This is a genomic window from Actinomyces sp. oral taxon 448 str. F0400, from assembly GCF_000220835.1.
Lineage (GTDB): Bacteria > Actinomycetota > Actinomycetes > Actinomycetales > Actinomycetaceae > Actinomyces.
In genome coordinates this window covers 2,165,132-2,182,780 of record NZ_GL985606.1, presented here as the reverse complement: position 1 = coordinate 2,182,780, position 17,649 = coordinate 2,165,132, and the positions used below count along the sequence as shown (strand labels likewise).

At 70.8% G+C, this 17,649-nt stretch carries 15 protein-coding genes; 10 read left to right on the top strand and 5 right to left on the bottom strand.

Translation table 11 applies throughout. From position 1 onward, the window contains the following. Positions 1–94: 94 nt before the first annotated feature. On the bottom strand, positions 95–1,480 hold the full coding sequence (locus HMPREF9062_RS09275; RefSeq protein WP_253270694.1) for an MFS transporter: 1,386 nt from the start codon (positions 1,478–1,480) through the stop codon (positions 95–97). A gap of 291 nt (positions 1,481–1,771) precedes the next feature. On the opposite strand from HMPREF9062_RS09275, the gene hflX reads away from it, so the two are divergent. The 3 genes from hflX to HMPREF9062_RS09260 all read left to right on the top strand — a co-directional run bounded on the left by hflX (position 1,772) and on the right by HMPREF9062_RS09260 (position 6,475). Continuing rightward, complete coding sequence (gene hflX, locus HMPREF9062_RS09270) at positions 1,772–3,292, top strand: GTPase HflX (protein ID WP_050795341.1); 1,521 nt, start codon at positions 1,772–1,774, stop codon at positions 3,290–3,292. Positions 3,293–3,383: 91 nt separating this feature from the next. Further along, a complete protein-coding gene (locus tag HMPREF9062_RS09265) occupies positions 3,384–5,291 on the top strand; it encodes an ATP-dependent DNA helicase (protein WP_156790104.1) in 1,908 nt (635 codons plus the stop codon). Between the two features lie 179 nt (positions 5,292–5,470). Next, entirely contained in the window at positions 5,471–6,475 is a 1,005-nt protein-coding gene (locus tag HMPREF9062_RS09260) for an L-lactate dehydrogenase (RefSeq protein WP_009749856.1), read from the top strand. A gap of 165 nt (positions 6,476–6,640) precedes the next feature. Here the strand turns inward: HMPREF9062_RS09260 and lexA are convergent, their stop codons facing one another. Beyond that, entirely contained in the window at positions 6,641–7,393 is a 753-nt protein-coding gene (gene lexA, locus HMPREF9062_RS09255; protein WP_009749855.1) for a transcriptional repressor LexA, read from the bottom strand. A gap of 633 nt (positions 7,394–8,026) precedes the next feature. On the opposite strand from lexA, the gene HMPREF9062_RS12965 reads away from it, so the two are divergent. Further along, positions 8,027–8,269, top strand: coding sequence for a LysM peptidoglycan-binding domain-containing protein (locus tag HMPREF9062_RS12965; RefSeq protein WP_253270693.1), 243 nt, complete (start codon positions 8,027–8,029; stop codon positions 8,267–8,269). A gap of 85 nt (positions 8,270–8,354) precedes the next feature. Further along, positions 8,355–8,816 carry a transcriptional regulator NrdR gene (nrdR, locus tag HMPREF9062_RS09245; RefSeq protein ID WP_034254918.1) on the top strand — a complete coding sequence of 154 codons (462 nt, stop codon included), beginning with the start codon at positions 8,355–8,357 and terminating at the stop codon, positions 8,814–8,816. Positions 8,817–8,850: 34 nt separating this feature from the next. Here the strand turns inward: nrdR and HMPREF9062_RS12190 are convergent, their stop codons facing one another. From HMPREF9062_RS12190 to HMPREF9062_RS09230, 3 genes are all read right to left on the bottom strand, one after another. Continuing rightward, the gene (locus HMPREF9062_RS12190; RefSeq protein WP_050795277.1) at positions 8,851–9,651 is read right to left on the bottom strand and encodes a GNAT family N-acetyltransferase; all 801 of its coding nucleotides are present in this window, start codon (positions 9,649–9,651) and stop codon (positions 8,851–8,853) included. Between the two features lie 58 nt (positions 9,652–9,709). Continuing rightward, positions 9,710–10,849 carry a glycosyltransferase family 4 protein gene (locus HMPREF9062_RS09235; RefSeq protein ID WP_009749851.1) on the bottom strand — a complete coding sequence of 380 codons (1,140 nt, stop codon included), beginning with the start codon at positions 10,847–10,849 and terminating at the stop codon, positions 9,710–9,712. A 101-nt stretch (positions 10,850–10,950) separates the two neighbouring features. Continuing rightward, the gene (locus HMPREF9062_RS09230) at positions 10,951–11,697 is read right to left on the bottom strand and encodes an IclR family transcriptional regulator (RefSeq protein WP_034254114.1); all 747 of its coding nucleotides are present in this window, start codon (positions 11,695–11,697) and stop codon (positions 10,951–10,953) included. Between the two features lie 227 nt (positions 11,698–11,924). Here HMPREF9062_RS09230 and leuC point away from each other — a divergent pair, with 227 nt between their 5' ends. The 5 genes from leuC to HMPREF9062_RS09205 all read left to right on the top strand — a co-directional run bounded on the left by leuC (position 11,925) and on the right by HMPREF9062_RS09205 (position 17,511). Beyond that, positions 11,925–13,352 (top strand): 3-isopropylmalate dehydratase large subunit, encoded by a 1,428-nt coding sequence (gene leuC, locus HMPREF9062_RS09225; protein ID WP_009749849.1) that lies wholly within the window; start codon positions 11,925–11,927, stop codon positions 13,350–13,352. Positions 13,353–13,420: 68 nt separating this feature from the next. Further along, complete coding sequence (leuD, locus tag HMPREF9062_RS09220; protein ID WP_009749848.1) at positions 13,421–14,104, top strand: 3-isopropylmalate dehydratase small subunit; 684 nt, start codon at positions 13,421–13,423, stop codon at positions 14,102–14,104. A 136-nt stretch (positions 14,105–14,240) separates the two neighbouring features. Continuing rightward, positions 14,241–15,563, top strand: a complete 1,323-nt coding sequence (gene murA, locus HMPREF9062_RS09215; protein WP_009749847.1) for a UDP-N-acetylglucosamine 1-carboxyvinyltransferase — start codon at positions 14,241–14,243, stop codon at positions 15,561–15,563. 89 nt (positions 15,564–15,652) lie between these two features. Beyond that, a complete protein-coding gene (locus HMPREF9062_RS09210; protein WP_009749846.1) occupies positions 15,653–16,483 on the top strand; it encodes a lysophospholipid acyltransferase family protein in 831 nt (276 codons plus the stop codon). Beyond that, positions 16,480–17,511 carry an NAD(P)H-dependent glycerol-3-phosphate dehydrogenase gene (locus HMPREF9062_RS09205; RefSeq protein WP_009749845.1) on the top strand — a complete coding sequence of 344 codons (1,032 nt, stop codon included), beginning with the start codon at positions 16,480–16,482 and terminating at the stop codon, positions 17,509–17,511. Before HMPREF9062_RS09210 ends, HMPREF9062_RS09205 begins: the two co-directional genes overlap by 4 nt. Positions 17,512–17,649 lie beyond the last annotated feature (138 nt).

The window sequence follows — 17,649 nt, the reverse complement described above, 5'->3', positions numbered from 1 at the left end:
TGCGGTGCTTGGCTCGGCGCACCCGCCGCAGGCCGCGGATTTTGTTCATACGTGGTTCCCGTCGGAGTGGGTAGGGGCGGTGGAGCTATCGGGTTCAGGCGGCCCGGCGGGCGAGCAGTGCCGTGAGGGCTAGAAGCGCGGTCAGAACGGTCACGACCGGTACGACCAGATCGACCTGGATCCCCTGCTCCGACGGGGCGACCGCAGCTGTGACGAAGGTGCCGAGCCCCGCCGCTCCAGCGCTGTCCGCGACCGTCACGGAGGTGGCGACCCGCGCGGGGGACAGGCCGTCATCGGCCTCCCCCAGCTCGGTGGGCGCCGTGACGCAGCGGATCATCGTGTCCTGGTGGACCAGGCCCATGCCCAGGCCGCACAGGGCCCAGCCGAGGTGCAGTGTCCACCACGGGAGCCGGCTGGCGAGCGCCCCCGCCACGAGTCCGCCGCCAACGGCGAAAAGAAGACAGCCCGCGCCTACACGCGTCAGGTACGCGCGCCGCGGCCTCGCCGGATGCGCCCCGGTCCACATGGCGACGGCGCTCCACCCGACCCCGGCGAGTGTGAGCGCCAGGCCTGCCCTTCCGGGGCCCAGGTCGAGCACGTCGTGCGCGGACGGTGAGATGAGGAGATCGAGGCTGAAGTAGGTCGTGCACACCCAGGCGAGCGTTGCGATCGCCGACCGCCGTCCCGGTTCCAGACGCATGACGCCGGACGGGAAGACGCTTCCGCAGGCCCATACGACGGCGCTGCCTCCGGCCGCCCCCGCGACCGCCAGCCAGGGTGTCCCGGTGGGGGCGATCCCCAGGGCGGCCACTCCCGACGCCAGGGCCAGGGCGGGCAGAACCGGCGGCCGGGCCTCCTCCTCGGACATCCGCAGCCCGCCCATCTGACGGGCCATGACCAATCGGGCCATGACGAGCACGGGCGTGTAGGCCACCAGCGCCCAGCGCCAGCCCCAGGTCGCCGAGATCCCCGCCGCGTAGACGGGCCCGACCAGTGAGGACAGGACCCACATCGCCGAGCCCGCCGCCAGGCACAGGCGCCTCCACGCCTCGGGCAGCCCTGCCACCATCACTCCCATGGTGATCGTCGACAGCGCCCCGGCGGCCAGGCCGCGCAGCACCTCCCCGGCCGCGTAGACGCTGATGTCCGGGGCCGCAGCTCCCAGCACCGCCCCTGCGACGAGCAGGGCGGTCAGTGACGTCATGAGCGGGCCCGCGCGCCACCGACTCAGCATCGCCCCGCCCAGGGGCATTGTCAGGAAGGTGGGCACCGTCCCGGCCGCCGTCACCAGCCCGTAGTGGTCGCGGGCCCTCAGGTCTGTGGCGAGCAGCGGAAGGATCGTCTGATTGAGGTAGGTCTGCATCCCCGCCAGGAGCTCGACGACGAGCAGCGCCAGAGCCAGGCGGCCGACGCTCGTGGTCACCAGACGCTGCACTAAGGGAGGGGCGGAGTCGTCAGGCCGGCGAATGGTGGAGCGCACCGTCCGAGCCTAGATGAGGACGACCGGTGCGACGTCGGAGGCTGGTCCATCGCCGCCGATGACGCTACAATGCCATCTCTGTGGTTCGTTCGTATGCGATGAGACCGCGTCGGTGCGAGGCTCTCGCACGCGATCCCCGGCCACGGCCCGCCCTCATCGGGCCGGTCCGTCGAGCTCCGCTCCGCCGTACGCATACGCGAAGGATGATTCTTGACCGCTTCCAATGATCCGGCCCTCCAGTCCGACGACGACGTCGAACCGGCCCGCCCGCAATCGCTCACTGATCCGCAGGTGCGGGCCCCCTCGCCCGAGGAGATCGTCGACCGTATCCTCTCCCGCGGCGGGACCGCCCTGGCGTCCACCGCCGGTGAGCATGCCAGCCGTGAGGCGCTCGACGACGGTGCCCTGGAGCGCGAGGCCCGCGCGGGCACGAGGCGCGTCGCTACTTTGAGCACCGAACTCCAGGACGTCAGCGAGGTCGAGTACCGTCAGGTCCGCCTGGAGAAGGTCGTGCTCGTCGGCCTGGACCTGCCCCGGGCCGCCGCGCGGGTCCCGGCGTTTGGCACCGCCGATGCCCAGGATGCCGAGACCAGTCTCGCCGAGCTCGCCGCCTTGGCCGAGACCGCGGGCTCCCAGGTCCTCGATGCCCTCATCCAGAAGCGCGATCACCCCGACCCCGCCACCTACCTCGGATCGGGCAAAGCCGGAGAACTGGCCGAGACGGTCGCCGCCGCAGGCGCCGACACCGTCATCGTCGACGGCGAGCTTGCCCCCTCCCAGCGCCGTTCCCTGGAGGATGTCGTGGGCGTCAAGGTCGTCGACCGCACCGCCGTGATCCTCGACATCTTCGCCCAGCACGCCAAGTCGCGCGAGGGCAAGGCCCAGGTCGAGCTCGCCCAGCTGGAGTACCTTCTGCCGCGCCTGCGCGGCTGGGGTGAGTCGATGTCCCGTCAGGCCGGAGGACGCGTCGCCGGGGGGGCGGGCATCGGCTCGCGCGGGCCCGGCGAGACCAAGATCGAGCTCGATCGGCGCCGCATCCGGGCCCGCATGGCCAAGCTGCGCCGGCAGATCAGGTCCATGACGCCCTCCCGGGAGGTCAAGCGCGGTTCGCGGCGCCGCGGCCCCATCCCCTCGGTGGCGATCGCCGGGTACACCAACGCGGGTAAGTCCTCCCTCATGAATGCACTCACCGGCGCCGGCCTCTTGGTCCAGGACGCCCTGTTCGCCACCCTCGACCCGACCGTGCGCCGGGCCGAGACCTCCGACGGACGCGTCTACACCCTCACCGACACGGTCGGTTTCATGCGCGACTTGCCCCACGAGCTCATCGAGGCGTTCCGCTCCACTCTGGAGGAGGTGGGCGGCGCCGATCTCGTCCTCCACGTCGTCGACGCCGCCCACCCCGATCCGGTCGGTCAGGTGACCGCCGTGCGGGCCGTCCTCGCGGACATCCCCGGCGGCCTCGACGTCCCCGAGCTCGTTGTGCTCAACAAGGTCGACCTTGCCGACGCCGTCACTCTCGCCGCCCTGCGCACACGCCTGCCCGGGGCGATCGGCGTCTGCGCGCGCACCGGCGGGGGTCTGGAGACGCTGCGACGGCGCATCGAAGAGATGCTGCCGCGTCCGGAGGCGGATGTCGACCTCGTCGTGCCCTACGCGCGGGGCGACCTGGTCTCCAGGGTGCACGCCGATGGCGAGATCGATGCCATCGACTACCTCGAGGCCGGCACCCGCGTCGTCGCCCGGGTCGCTGCGCCACTGGCCGCTGAGCTGCGCGCCGCCGCCGTCTCGGCGGCATCGGCATCCGGGTGAGCGCGAGGTGAGCGAGGACCGGGATGCCCGGGAGGCGCTCGCCGAGGCGGTCCGCCGGCTCGGCGGGAGCCTTCGAGCGGGGCAGGCCGAGATGGCGGACCGAGTGGAGGCGGCGCTCGACGCCGGTTCGCACCTGCTGGTGCAGGCCGGCACCGGAACCGGCAAGTCGCTGGGCTACCTCGTGCCCGTCATGCTCCACGCGGCGACCGCCGAGGAACGGGCCGTGGTCTCCACCGCGACGCTCGCCCTTCAGCGGCAGGTGATGACCAAGGATGCGCCTGTGGCGGCCGACGCCGTCGAGGCCGTCACCGGCGTGCGGCCCTCCGTGGCTCTGCTCAAAGGTTGGCAGAACTATCTGTGCCGTCACCGGTTGGCCGGCGGCTACCCCGACGATGACGCTGACACTCTTTTCTCCGCCGGCGCGGCGACAACCCCGGGCCGGGTGGGGGAGGCCGACCGTGGCAGCGTCGGGGAGCAGATCGTCCGACTGCGCGAGTGGGCCGCCGAGACCGCCACCGGCGACCGCGACGATCTGATCCCCGGTGTGAGCGACCGCGCCTGGGCGCACGTCTCGGTGTCGCGGGCGGAGTGTCTGGGCCCGTCCTGCCCGCTGCACGAGGAGTGCTTCCCCGAGCTGGCCCGCGCCGCCGCGAGCCAGGCCGACGTCGTCGTCACCAATCACGCTATGCTCGGTATCGCAGCGGCGGGCAACGTCGGAGTGCTGCCCGACTACCGGGTCCTCGTGGTCGACGAAGCCCATGAGCTGGCCGGCCGGGTCCGCTCCCAGGGCACCGTGAGCCTGTCCGCGGCCGCCGTCATGCGGGTGGCCGCGGCCGCTCGGCGGGGCGCCTCGGTGGTGGTCACCGAGCTGGAGGAGGCGGGCCAGCGCCTCCAGCTCGCCCTGGCCGACCTGCCCGACGGGCGTCTGGCAGACGGGCTGCCGCCGGCCGGGCGCGAAGCGCTCGTCGTCCTGGACGGGGCCGCGCGGCGGGTGCTCGCCGATGTGCGGGGAGCATCCAGGGCGAGCAGGGACGAGGGCACCGACGCCGGGGGAGCGGCGCTGGCCCGCACCGCAGTGGCCGACCTGATCGACACGATCGAGCGAATGACCTCGGACTCGGTGCGCGAGCGTCGCGATGTCGCCTGGGTGGAGCGGCCTCGCGCGGGGGCGGAGCCGCCGCGCCTGACGCTGGCTCCCATCGATGTCGCCGCCGCGATCGCCGACTCCCTGCTGAACGATCGCGCGGTCGTCCTGACCTCGGCCACTCTGGCCCTGGGCGGCGGTTTCGAGCCGATGGCCCGCGCCCTGGGACTCACTGTCGCCTCGGATCGGTGGGACGGCGTGGACGTGGGCACCCCCTTCGATTATGCGCGTCAGGGCATTCTCTACGCGCCTACCCACCTGCCCAGGCCGGGGCGGGGGATCTGCGAGGCGGTTCTGGACGAGCTCCTCGCGCTGACCGAGGCCAGCGGCGGCGGCATGCTGGGCTTGTTCTCCTCGCGCCGGGCCGCTGCGGAGGCCGCCGAGGTGCTGCGCGGCGCTACGGACCTGACCGTTTACGCGCAGGGCGACGATCAGCTGTCGACTCTTGTGGAGGCCTTCGCCGCCGACGAGGACGCCTGCCTGGTGGGGACCCTCTCCCTGTGGCAGGGGGTGGACGTGCCCGGACGCACCTGCCGTCTCGTGATCATCGACCGCATCCCGTTTCCGCGCCCGGACGATCCCGTGGCCCAGGCCCGTAGCGAGGCCGTCGCGGCCGCGGGCGGCAACGGATTCATGAGTGTGTCGGCGACCCACGCGGCTCTCCTGCTCGCCCAGGGGGCCGGACGACTGATCCGCCGGCCCGATGACCGCGGTGTTGTCGCCGTCCTCGATCCGCGGCTGCGCACCGCCCGTTACGGCTCCTTTCTGGCTCGGTCGATGCCGGCGCTATGGCCCACTGGGGATCGCGATACCGTTCTCGGAGCCCTGGGACGGCTGGCCCGGTCCGGTTCGTGAACGCATCGCCGGCCCGATGACGACCTGAAGACTCGGGTGCACGGCGTGCTCGTCGGCTGCGCGGTCCTGCTTTGAACGGATACGGATAATGACGTTTTCCCCACGGGCGGGTTTGCACCGCGTACGCTTGGCCTTGGCCGGCTCGCCTGCCGTGCCACCACCCGATTCGGAGGAAGACCGTGTCCGAGGCCATCAACACCAACAGTGCTCAAGGTTCCTACCCGACAGGCTCGGGAGGTCGTCCGTCCAAGGTCGCCGTCATCGGGGCGGGTGCCGTGGGCTCGACACTCGCGTACGCCTGCGTGACCAAAGGCGTCGCCCGCGAGGTCGTGCTGCAAGACATCGTGAAGGACAAGGTCGAGGCGGAGGCCCTCGACATCGCCCAGGGCATCCAGTTCACCTCGGCCGGTTCGGTCTCGGGCTCCGACGATCCCGAGATCTGCCGCGACGCCGACGTCATTGCGATCACCGCCGGGGCCAAGCAGAAACCCGGTCAGTCGCGCCTCGAGCTCGCCGGTGCGACGGTGGGCATCATGGAGAAGATCCTGCCCAAGCTGGTCGAGGTCGCTCCGAACGCGATCTTCCTGCTGGTCGCCAACCCGGTCGACGTCGTGACCTACTGCTCCAGGAAGATCACCGGTTTGCCGGAGAACCAGGTTTTCGGCTCGGGCACCGTGCTGGACACCGCTCGCATGCGGTACCTCGTCTCTCTGGAGACGGGGACGGCCACCCAGAACATCCACGGGTACATCGCCGGCGAGCACGGCGACTCCGAGGTCGCCCTGTGGTCCTCCACGGAGATCGGCGGCGTGCCGATCACTCAGTGGGGCAGGACTCTGGACGGCGGCGTCTTCGACCAGGACAAGCGCGACCGCATCACTCACGACGTCGTGCGCTCCGCCTACCGCATCATCGAGGGCAAGGGCGTGACGAACTACGCCGTCGGCCTGGCCGTCCAGCGCATCATCGGGGCGATTCTCAACGACGAGCAGCGCGTGCTCACGGTGTCCCCGTTGTTGGACAACTGGCACGGCATTTCCGACGTCTGCATGTCGGTGCCCACGATCGTCGGGCGTAAGGGTGCCGGGCGCCGCCTCGAGCTGCCGCTGACCCTCGACGAGCGCGACCGCCTGACCTCGTCGGCCGAGCGGCTGCGCGAGGTTGCTCGCGGCCTGGGGTACTGAGAGCCGCTCGGCTCCGGGAGGAGCCCGCAGTTCCGACCGCTCACGACGTCGCAGCACCATCACGGGGCCCGGCTCCTTCTCAGGGCCGGGCCCCGTCGTATCGGCGCGACGCGGAGCCGCGCAGGCGGAGGAGACGACCTCGCGGGCGGCTGCGGGAGTGTCGCGCTACAGCGCGCGCAGGACCGTGACGACCTTCCCCATGATGCTGGCCTCGTCCCCGAGGATCGGGGAGTAGTCGGGATTGCGGGGGAGCAGCCACTGGTGGCCGTTCTCGCGCGAGAGGACCTTGACCGTGGCGGAGGCGCCATCGACGTCATCGAGCAGGGCGGCCACGACGTCGCCGTTCGAGGCGTCCGCCTGAGCGCGCACCACGACCCAGTCCCCGTCGCAGATGGCGGCCTCGGTCATGGAATCGCCGTGCACCTTGAGCATGAAGAGTTCGCCATCCCCGGTCAGGCGCCGGGGCAGAGCCATGACGTCCTCGATGCTCTGCTCGGCGAGGATGGGGGAGCCCGCCGCGATCCGTCCGACGAGAGGCACCGCGACGGCCTCGCCCTCAGCCACGCCGGGTAGCACCGGCAGTGCGGAGGCGGCAGCGGATTCCTCCATGCCTTCGGAGGAGGAGAGGGATCCGCTCCCGGAGGTGGGATCCGGCTGCTCGGACGCGATGACCTCCATGGCGCGCGGACGGTTCGGGTCACGACGCACCAGGCCCAGCCGCTCGAGCTTATCGAGCTGATGCTTGACAGAGGACGGACTCGTCAGGCCGACTGTGGCGCCGATCTCCCGCATGGATGGCGGATAGCCGTGGGTGGTGACGGCGTCCCGCACGGTCTCGTAGACGGCGCGGGCGCGGGTGTCGAGCGTGCTGAGGGCCGCTGCCGTCGAGACCGGGGCGGTGGTGCCGGTGGTTTTCATGACCGGGCGATCCTTCCTCGGCCCCGTCCCGCATGCGGTCGTTGCCGCGGGTTCCGGACGATCCGGACGATCCGGACATGCGGTCGATCGAGGGGTCGAATTCGTGTCGGTGGTCCATGGTGGTCTTGGCGCCTCAAGCCTACGGGGGATCGACCACTGTTTCAAACATGTGTTCGAAGACGTTCTGGACACGGAGTTCGTTCCCGGCTAGGGTATCGAACAGGCGTTCGTCGAACATATGTTCAGGAGGTTTCCATGAGCCCGTCCGCTCCGCCCTCGTCCCGTCGTCGGGACGTCGTCCCAACGGTCCTTCCCGGTGCCATCGACCGCGCCGGTGGCCGCCTTCGCCTGGTGACTGAGGCGCCCTCGGCCGCCCGGACATCGTCGGCGGCCCGGAGGGCGGAACTCCCCGTGGAACTGACTCGCCGACCCGTCGCCCCGAGAGCCGGGCGGCCAGCCGACCTCCCCGGGATGCGACCGGCGGATCTGGCGCCGCATCACCCGGCCGTGCGGGCGCAGCGCCGCCGAGAGCTTCAGGCCCGATACCGCGGGGCGGTGCGCGGTGAGGCCTCCGGGAGCTCCGCTCGGGGGCCTCACCGGGCGCCACCGGTCGGGCTGCGCCGACTCGCGGCGGTGAGTTGCCTGACGCTCGCAGCCGTCATGGTCATTGCGCTCGGCATCGCGGCCACTGGCTTCGCGGGCGCTCCGGGCGGGACGACGACGGCCACCGTTCAGATCGGTCAGTCGCTGTGGGAGGTCGCGGCACAGACGGGCACCGGGGACGTCGGCGAAACCGTCACTCGGATCGTCGAACTCAACGGTCTGACATCGTCCTCGGTCGAGCCCGGTCAGGTTCTGGTGGTTCCCGTTGAGTGAGCTGCGGGCAGACGCGGCTTGCGGGGAACCGGTTGTGCGTTTAGTCTCCATTGCACATCGATGCAATCAAGTGGAGGATCTCGGCGTGCACTGTCCCTTCTGCCGGCATGACGGCTCGCGCGTGGTGGACTCCCGCACCGCTGAGGACGGGACGTCGATCCGCCGTCGTCGGGAGTGCACTCGGTGCGGGCGCCGCTTCACCACGGTGGAGACCGCCAGCCTGTCGGTGCGCAAGCGGTCCGGCGCGGTCGAGCCCTTCTCCCGCGCCAAGGTGATCATGGGCGTGCGCCGCGCCTGCCAGGGACGGCCCGTTTCGGACGACGACTTAGCGTTGCTGGCCCATAAGGTCGAGGAGGCTATCCGGGGCACCGGCCAGGCGCTCGTCGACTCCCACGATGTCGGACTGGCGATCCTGGGACCGCTGCGCGAGCTCGACGAAGTCGCTTACCTGCGCTTCGCCTCCGTCTACTCGGGTTTCAACAGTCTGGATGACTTCGAGTCGGCCATCGCCGACCTGCGCTCCGGCCACCTCGCCCACGAGGGGTGAATGCTGACCGCACGACGCGCCGGGCGTCGGCTCGTCAATCCGCAGGGTCCGCGGTGACGCAGGTGACGTAGCGGTGGCGGTGACGCACCTCGAATCCCAGCCGGAGATAGCAGGCGATGGCGCCGTCGTTGCCGTCCTCGACCTCCAGTGCCACCCGGTGCGCATTTCGCGCGGCCGCCGTCTCGATGAGCGCCTTGACCACGGCGGTGGCCTCTCCTCGACGTCGGGCCCACCGCGGCACGAAAATGCCATCAATGACAGCGGTGCCATCGATCCCGGTCAGGGCCAGTCGTCCCGTGGCGCCGGACGGCGTGCTGGCGAAGACCTGCTCGGGCGCGCTCGTGAGCAGGCGAGCGGCCAGCGCCCGGGCTTGAGTGGGGGGCGTTCCGGGGCGGGCGCGTCGCGCCGTGCGTTCAATGAAGGACCCGTGCGGCTCGGTGCTCACGCATGCCGTTGGAGCTCGGGTCGGACGGCGGGCTCCGATCGCCTCGCGGGTCTGCGCGGTCATGACGAGCACCTCGGGATCGATGCTCGGGCGCACGCAGGGCGGAAGAGCCGCCCCGCATGGGACCATCGCCACGGGCTCGTGACCGTGACGGCCGTACCATCGTGCCGCCTCGCCCAGACTCCCGATGGACGGGGCGAGCGCGAGCGCCGAGTTGGCCCTTTTCGTCATTCCCGAGTGGTAGCGCACGACACAACCGCCCCCGTCCGGTCGGGCCAGGAGGGTCTGCGGGCACCAGGCGGCCAGCAGTGCGAGTTCGAGTCGGGTGGAGGGGTCCGTGGCGGTGCGCGCCAGCAGTTCGGGGTTCGTGCGCTCCCATTGCGCTGTCACCGGGTTCGCGACCTCCTCCTGGGGCCGCCCTCGGGCCGTTCCGGTGCCGCTTCCGCCCTCATCGTGCATCGATGGCCCCGGTCAGGCCGGCGACCAGTGACGGCCAGGTCCACCGCTCCTTCATGAGTGACCGGCCCGCTGCACCCATTCGCTCCCGCAGTGCCGGGTCGGTCAGCTGAGCGACCAGGGCCTCGACCAGCGCGTCCTGATCGCGGCCGTCGACCACGTTCCCGGTCACGCCCTCTTCGACGGTCTCCGGGGCCCCGCCGCTCGCACCGGCGATGACGGGCAGTCCCGTCGCGGAGGCCTCGAGGAAGACGATGCCCAGCCCTTCGACGTCGAGGCCATGACCGCGTGTGCGGCACGGCATGGCGAAGACGTCGCCCATGGCCATGTGGCCCGCGAGCTCGTCATGGGGGACGCGGCCGGTCAGGGTAATCGACTCGCGCGTCGGTGAGGAGCGCCTGAGTTCGGCCAGCCGCCTGGCGTAGGGACCCCAGCCGACGATGACGAGCCTGGCCCCCGGGACCCGGTCGACCACTCGAGGCCAGGCCGCGATGAGAGAGTCCTGGCCCTTGCGCGCCACAAGTCGTGAGACGCATACGGCGGTCGGCGCCTCGCCCAGGCCGTAGCGGGATCTCAGCGCCGCACGGGCTCGGGCGTCGGGGTGGAAGCGCTCGACGTCGATGCCGCTGGGCAGATGCAGCACTCGCTGGTCGGCGGGCATGTGGGGGCGGAGTTCATCGAGCGTGTAGCGCGAGATGTAGGTCACGACGTCGGCGTGGCGGAAGATCCTGCGCAGCATCTGGCGGGCTCCCAGGACCATGCTCCAGCCGACCTCGTGGCCGTGAGTGGTTGCGATGATGCGAGTCGCACCGGCCCGTCTCGCCGACGCGCCGAGCAGGCCCAGAGGAGCGGCGGCTCCGAACCAGACGGTTTCGATACCGCGGGCGTCGATGAGGTGCTCCATGCGCGCCCGCACCCTCGGCGTCGGGAGCAGCATGCCAGTGGGCACCCGCACCACTTCGAAGGTCCGGGTCTCGTCGAAGGTGCGGGCCGCCTGCGGGCCCTCGGGGGGCGTGGAGGCCAGGACCACGAGGTCGTCGGCCGGCAGGCGCGAGGTGTAGTCATCGAGGTAGGACTGAATGCCCCCCACGACGGGTGGGAAGTCGTTGGTGACGAGCAGAGTGCGGCGCATGAATGAAGTCTACGGTCGGTTGCGGACCGGCCACGGGCCCTGGTGCAGGTCGGCCCGCAGCGGGCGCGGAGCGTGACCGACTCCGGACGGAGGCGGGTGGGTCAACCCTCATCGCTGTTGCGCAGGATCTCGGATAGTCGGCGCGCCGCCGCCATGACGACCCCGCCGTGGACGCGGCCGGGCTGACGACCCATGCGCTCGATCGGCCCTGAGATCGACACGGCGGCGATCACCTTGCTGCTCGCCCCGCGCACCGGGGCCGAGACGCTGGCGACGCCGGGCTCACGCTCGCCCACGGACTGGGCCCAGCCGCGACGGCGCACGGCCGAGAGCATTGTGGCATTGAACCGCGCTCCCACCAGACCGCGGTGCAGGCGATCGGGCTCCTCCCACGCCAGAAGCACCTGGGCGGCGGATCCGCCCTGCATCGACATGGTGGCGCCCACGGGGATGGAGTCGCGCAGGCCTATGGGACGTTCGGCATTGGCCACGCAGACGCGGACATCGCCCTGGCGGCGGTAGAGCTGGGAGGACTCGTGGGTCTTGTCGCGCAGCGCCGCCAGCACCGGCCCCGCCGCGGCCAGGAGATGGTCCTCCCCGGCGGCGGAAGCGAGCTCGCTCAGGCGCGGGCCGAGGACGAAGCGGCCCTGGGAATCGCGCGAAACGAGCCGGTGGAACTCCAGCGCCACGGCGATGCGGTGGGCGGTGGGGCGAGCCAGGTGGGTGGAGGAGACGAGCTGGGCCAGAGTCGCGGGCCCCGCCTCCAGCGCGTTCATGACGAGGGCGGCCTTATCGATGACGCCGACGCCGCTGCTGGTCTCAGTCTCCATCTCGCTCAACTCGTCCATAATCTGATACTGCCATTCCGAGTGATGAGACTTCAAGTATTCTGCGATCCAGAAATGGCGTCGTGTCAGCATCCTCACGATCGATCGTCATGCTGGCCGGCACCCCGTACCGTCGTGGGAAGCGCCACGGCGCTGCCGCGGCTGCGCACCGCGGCGCTCTGGCGCCTCGACGGAGATAGAGTCCTCAGGGCCCCGGGCCCCTCCGGGAAAGGAAAGGATACGCAGCGATGGGAATGACCCTCGCCCAGAAGGTCTGGCGCGACCACGTCGTCTCTCAGGGCACGGACGGAGCTCCCGATCTGCTCTACATCGACCTCCACCTCGTCCACGAGGTCACCAGCCCCCAGGCCTTCGAGGGGCTGCGTCTGGCGGGTCGCGGGGTCCGCTGTCCCGACCTGACCCTGGCCACCGAGGACCACAACACCCCCACGCTCGACATCGACCTGCCGATCGCCGACGTCACCAGCCGCGCCCAGATCGAGACGCTGCGCGCCAACTGCGCCGAGTTCGGTGTGCGCCTGCACTCCCTGGGCGACGCCGATCAGGGCATCGTCCACGCCGTCGGCCCCCAGTTGGGTCTGACCCAGCCGGGCATGACCGTCGTATGCGGCGACTCCCACACCTCCACTCACGGCGCCTTCGGGGCACTGGCTTTCGGCATCGGCACCAGTCAGGTCGAGCATGTGCTCGCCACCCAGACTCTGCCCATCGCGCCGTTCAAGACGATGAGCGTGCGCGTCGACGGCGACCTGCCCGCCGGGTCCGGGGCCAAGGACATCATCCTGGCCGTCATCGCCAGGATCGGCACCAACGGGGCCCAGGGTCATGTCATCGAGTACCGCGGCCGCGCCATCGAACAGCTCTCGATGGAGGCCCGCATGACCATCTGCAACATGTCCATCGAGGGCGGCGCCCGGGCCGGCATGATCGCCCCCGATGAGACAACCTTCTCCTATCTCGCCGGCCGTCCTCATGCCCCGCGGGGCGCGGACTGGGATGTCGCCGTGGAGTACTGGAGGAGTCTGCGCACCGATGAGGACGCCGTCTTCGACGCGGAGGTGGATCTCACGGCCGCCGACATCGAGCCCTTCGTCACGTGGGGCACCAACCCCGGTCAGGGCCTTCCCATCTCCGCCCGCGTCCCCGATCCCGAATCCATCGCCGATGAGACCCGGCGCCGCGCCGCCGAGCGGGCCCTGGAGTACATGGACCTGACCCCGGGCACGCCGCTGCGGGACATCAGGGTCGATACCGTCTTCCTCGGCAGCTGCACCAACGGGCGCATTGAGGATCTGCGCGCCGCCGCCGAGGTCGTGCGGGGGCGCCGCAAGGCGCCGGGCGTGCGCATGCTGGTCGTGCCCGCTTCGGCCCGCGTGCGCCTTCAGGCCGAGGCCGAGGGCCTGGACCGGGTCTTCAAGGAGTTCGGTGCCGAATGGCGCAACGCCGGCTGTTCGATGTGCCTGGCCATGAACCCCGACAAGCTGGCGCCCGGCGAGCGCGCCGCCTCCACCTCCAATCGCAATTTCGAGGGCCGCCAGGGCAAGGGCGGGCGGACCCATCTCGTCTCGCCCCTGGTCGCAGCCGCCACCGCCGTGCGCGGCACCCTGTCCACCCCTTCCGATCTGCCCGCGCCTGTCGTCGGCGCCGCGGCCTGAACCGGACCGGGGCGATTCGTCAGCGGGCTTGGCAGGAGCCCCGCTCAAGATTCACCAGGAGAACCACTGTGGACGCATTCATCCGTCACACCGGCATCGGCGCCCCGCTGCGGCGCAGCGCCGTGGATACAGACCAGATCATTCCGGCCGTCTACCTCAAGCGCGTCACCCGCACCGGGTTCGAGGACGCCCTTTTCGCCTCCTGGAGGGCGAACGAGGACGACTTCGTTCTCAATCGGGAGGCCTACAAGCACGCCAGCGTGCTCGTGGCCGGTCCCGACTTCGGCACCGGCTCCTCGCGCGAGCACGCCGTGTGGGCCCTGAAGGACTACGGGTTCAAGGTGGTCCTCGCCCCGCGCTTCGCCGACATCTTCCGCGGCAACGCCGGCAAGCAGGGGTTGGTGGCGGGCGTCATCAGCCAGGACGACACCGAGCAGCTGTGGAAAATCCTGGAGACCGAGCCCGGCACCGAGGTCACGGTGGATCTGGCCGAGCGCACCGTCGAGGCCGGTGGTCTGCGCACCACGTTCCAGATCGACGACTACGTGCGCTGGACCCTCATGGAGGGGTTGGACGACATCTCGCTGACCCTTCGACACTCCGACGAGATCGTCGCCTACGAGCGGGCGCGCCCCGCCTTCAAGCCGACCACGCTGCCGGCCCGGCATCTGCCCGAGGAGGAGGTCGTGCCCGCGCGCGCCGCCGATATGCCCGTCGTCCCCGGGTTCCTGACGGCCCGCGCCGAAGGCTGAGGCGCACGCCACGGGCCGAGTGCGCTCCGCGATTCCCGCTGGGCCGTGGTCTCGCCTATGCTGAGACGGCGCTGCGCTCACAGGGCGTCCCCAGACATCCGCGGCATCCGCGGCCACATCGTTTCGGAGGTACTTGATGGTCGACGGACTGCTCCAGGTCCAGGGCGGACGCCCCCTCGCGGGAGAGATCACGGTACGCGGGGCGAAGAACTTCGTGCCCAAGGCGATGGTTGCCGCTCTGCTCGGCACGACCCCGTCCGTCCTGCGCAATGTTCCTCTCATCCGTGATGTCGACGTCGTCTCCGGTCTGCTGTCCCTGCACGGAGTGGCCATCGACTACGACCAGACCGAGGGGGTGCTGCGCCTGGACCCCTCGCGAGTCGAAAGCGCCCACATGGCCGACATCGACGCGCATGCCGGCAGCTCCCGCATCCCCATCCTCTTCTGCGGCCCGCTGCTGCACCGGCTGGGGGAGGCCTTCATCCCCGATCTGGGAGGCTGCCGCATCGGGGATCGTCCGATCGATTTCCACCTGGAGATCCTGCGCAAGTACGGGGCGGTCGTCGACAAGCTCGAGGGCGGGATCCACATCACCGCCCCGGCCGGGCTGCGCGGCACCGTCATCGACCTGCCCTACCCGAGCGTCGGCGCCACCGAACAGACGCTGCTCACCGCGGTGCGCGCCGACGGGCTGACCGAGCTGCGCGGCGCCGCCGTTGAGCCCGAGATCCTCGATCTGGTCGACATCCTGCAGAAGATGGGCGCCATCATCTCGGTGGACACCGACCGCACCATTCACGTCGAGGGCGTCAGCGAACTCGCCGGGTACAACCATGCGGCCCTGCCCGACCGCATCGAGGCGGGGTCATGGGCCTCCGCCGCCCTGGCCACCCACGGCGACGTCTTCGTGCGCGGCGCCCACCAGGGCGACATGACGACCTTCCTCAACACCTTCCGCAAGGTCGGCGGCGCCTTCGACGTGCGCGATGACGGCATCCGCTTCTACCACCCCGGCGGTGACCTGCGATCCATCGTGGTGGAGACCAACGTTCATCCCGGCTTCATGACCGACTGGCAGCAGCCGCTGGTGGTCGCCCTCACCCAGGCGGATGGTCTGTCGATCATCCATGAGACCGTCTACGAGAACCGCTTCGGCTTCACCAAGGCTCTGCGCAAGATGGGCGCCACCATCCAGGTCTACCGGGAGTGCCTGGGCGGGACGGAGTGCCGTTTCGGCCAGCGCAACTTCTACCACTCGGCCGTCGTCTCGGGCCCCTCGCCGCTGCACGGCGCCGATATCGTGGTGCCCGACCTGCGCGGCGGCTTCTCCCATCTGATAGCGGCCCTGGCCGCCGAGGGCGCCAGCCGGGTCGAGGGGATCAACCTCATCGATCGTGGCTACGAGCACTTCATGAGCAAGCTCGCCTCCCTCGACGCCGACGTCTCCAGGCTGGCCTGACAGGGCGCCGGCCGAGACGCCCCATCAGACCGCTCATGCGCCCGAGCGCGAGCACCGGCTAGAGTCGCGTCGTGCCCACGACCCGACCCATGCCCCTCTTCTACCGGTTCGCAGCTCGAGGAGCGATCATCCCGTTCCTCAAGCTCGTCTCCCGCTTCCATGTGAGCGGGGCGGAGAACATTCCGCGCGAGGGCGGCTTCATCGCCGTGTGCAACCATCTGTCCGATCTGGACTCGCTGACGGCCATGCGCGCCCTGGTCGATCAGGACGTGCCGGCGTACTCGTTGGCCAAGTCCTCGATCTTCAACGTCCCGCTTCTCGGGCTCGTCTTCAAGGCCGGCCGTCAGATCCCCGTCTACCGGGGGACGAAGAACGCCGGCAGCTCCCTGGTCGAGGCGGAGAAGCGGCTGCTCGCCGGGGACGTCATCATGATCTTTCCCGAGGGCACGCTCTCGCGCGACCCTCTCCTGTGGCCCATGACCGGCAAGACGGGCGCGGCGCGCCTGGCCATGAGTACGGGTGCGCCCGTGCTGCCCATGGGGCAGTGGGGCGCGCAGGACATCCTCGATTCCTTCGGCGGTGGCTTCCACCCCTTCCCCCGCAAGGATGTGCGAGTCGTCATCGGCGAGCCCTTCACTGTGGAGTCCTTCGGCTCCGATACCGGGAACCATGCGGCGGTGCGCACTGCGACGGCCGAGATCATGCGGCGCATCACCTCCTTGGTCGAGGACCTGCGCGGCGAGGAGGCCCCCCGCCCCTACGATGTTCATTACGACGGCGACCCCGGTAAGAATCGGCACGGCGTGCGCAAGCCCGATCCGGCCCCGCAGCCGGGCCCCGACATCGAGGAGGGCTCCCGCCCGGACGCCGGAGAGCAGAGCGGGCCCGACGCGCAGACGGGCACGGAGGCGCAGCCGTGAGCGGGGGGGACGTGGCGCGGGCGGCCGTCGTCGGCGCGGGCGCCTGGGGCACCACCTTCGCCTGCCTCCTCGCCGAGGCGGGCACGCCGACGACTCTGTGGGCCCGCCGTACGGATCTGGTCCGCGAGATCAACGCCGGCCGCAACGAGCGCTACGTCCCCGGGCACCACCTTCCCGAGGGCGTGTCGGCCACGAGCGATCTGGTACGGGCCGTCGAGGGCGCGGGTCTGGTCGTCGTCGCCGTGCCCTCTCAGAGCGCCCGCGGCGTGCTGGCCCCTCTGCGAGGTGAAATCGCCGACGGTGCTCTCGCCGTCTCCCTGATGAAGGGGGTCGAGCTCGGTACGAGGATGCGCATGAGTCAGGTCCTCGCCGACGTCCTCGACCTGCCGGCGGAGCGGGTCGCCGTCGTCTCGGGGCCCAACCTCGCCGATGAGATCGCGGCCCGCCAGCCCACGGCCACCGTGGTCGCCGCTATCGACGAGGTCGTCGCGGCGCGGGTGGCAGCGCTGTGCGCCACGAGCACCTTCAGGCCCTACACGAACACCGACGTGCTCGGCGTTGAGCTGTGCGGGGCGGTCAAGAACGTCATCGCCCTGGCGGTGGGGGCCGCGGCCGGGTGCGGCTTCGGCGACAACTCCATGGCGACCATCATCACCCGCGGCCTGGTGGAGATCACCCGCCTGGGACTGGCCCTGGGGGCGCGCCCGGAGACCTTCCCCGGATTGGCGGGCCTGGGGGACCTGGTGGCGACCTGCTCCAGCCCCCTGTCGCGCAACCAGACCTTCGGCCGCCGCCTGGGTGAGGGCATGAGCGTGGCCGAGGCCGGTCGGGCCTCGCGCGGCGTGGCCGAGGGGGCCAGATCGGCCCGCGCGGTGCTCGACCTGGCCGCCGCTCACGGCGTCGAGATGCCCATCACCGCGGGTGTCGTCGCCGTCGTCGAGGGGCGGGCCACAGTCACCGAGGTCAACGACGCCCTGCTGGCCAGACCCCGCAAGGCCGAAGGCGTCCACGCCGGCCCCATCGCCTGACGGCGGGATCGGGCGGACGGGGAGCGATCCGGTGCGCCGGGCCCGGGAGTTCGGGCAGGCCAGGGACGGTAGTGGCCGGAGCGGCGACCGGGCGGCCTTCCGGCCCGATGCCCCGCCGGAAGCGGGGCGGCGGTAGCG

Coding starts and splice junctions, on each gene's coding strand:
- HMPREF9062_RS09265 (WP_156790104.1), top strand. CDS start 3,384: ATGGCGGACCGAGTGGAGGCGGCGCTCGACGCCGGTTCGCACCTGCTG.
- lexA (WP_009749855.1), bottom strand. CDS start 7,393: ATGAAAACCACCGGCACCACCGCCCCGGTCTCGACGGCAGCGGCCCTC.
- HMPREF9062_RS09235 (WP_009749851.1), bottom strand. CDS start 10,849: ATGCGCCGCACTCTGCTCGTCACCAACGACTTCCCACCCGTCGTGGGG.
- HMPREF9062_RS09230 (WP_034254114.1), bottom strand. CDS start 11,697: ATGGACGAGTTGAGCGAGATGGAGACTGAGACCAGCAGCGGCGTCGGC.
- leuC (WP_009749849.1), top strand. CDS start 11,925: ATGGGAATGACCCTCGCCCAGAAGGTCTGGCGCGACCACGTCGTCTCT.
- murA (WP_009749847.1), top strand. CDS start 14,241: ATGGTCGACGGACTGCTCCAGGTCCAGGGCGGACGCCCCCTCGCGGGA.
- HMPREF9062_RS09210 (WP_009749846.1), top strand. CDS start 15,653: ATGCCCCTCTTCTACCGGTTCGCAGCTCGAGGAGCGATCATCCCGTTC.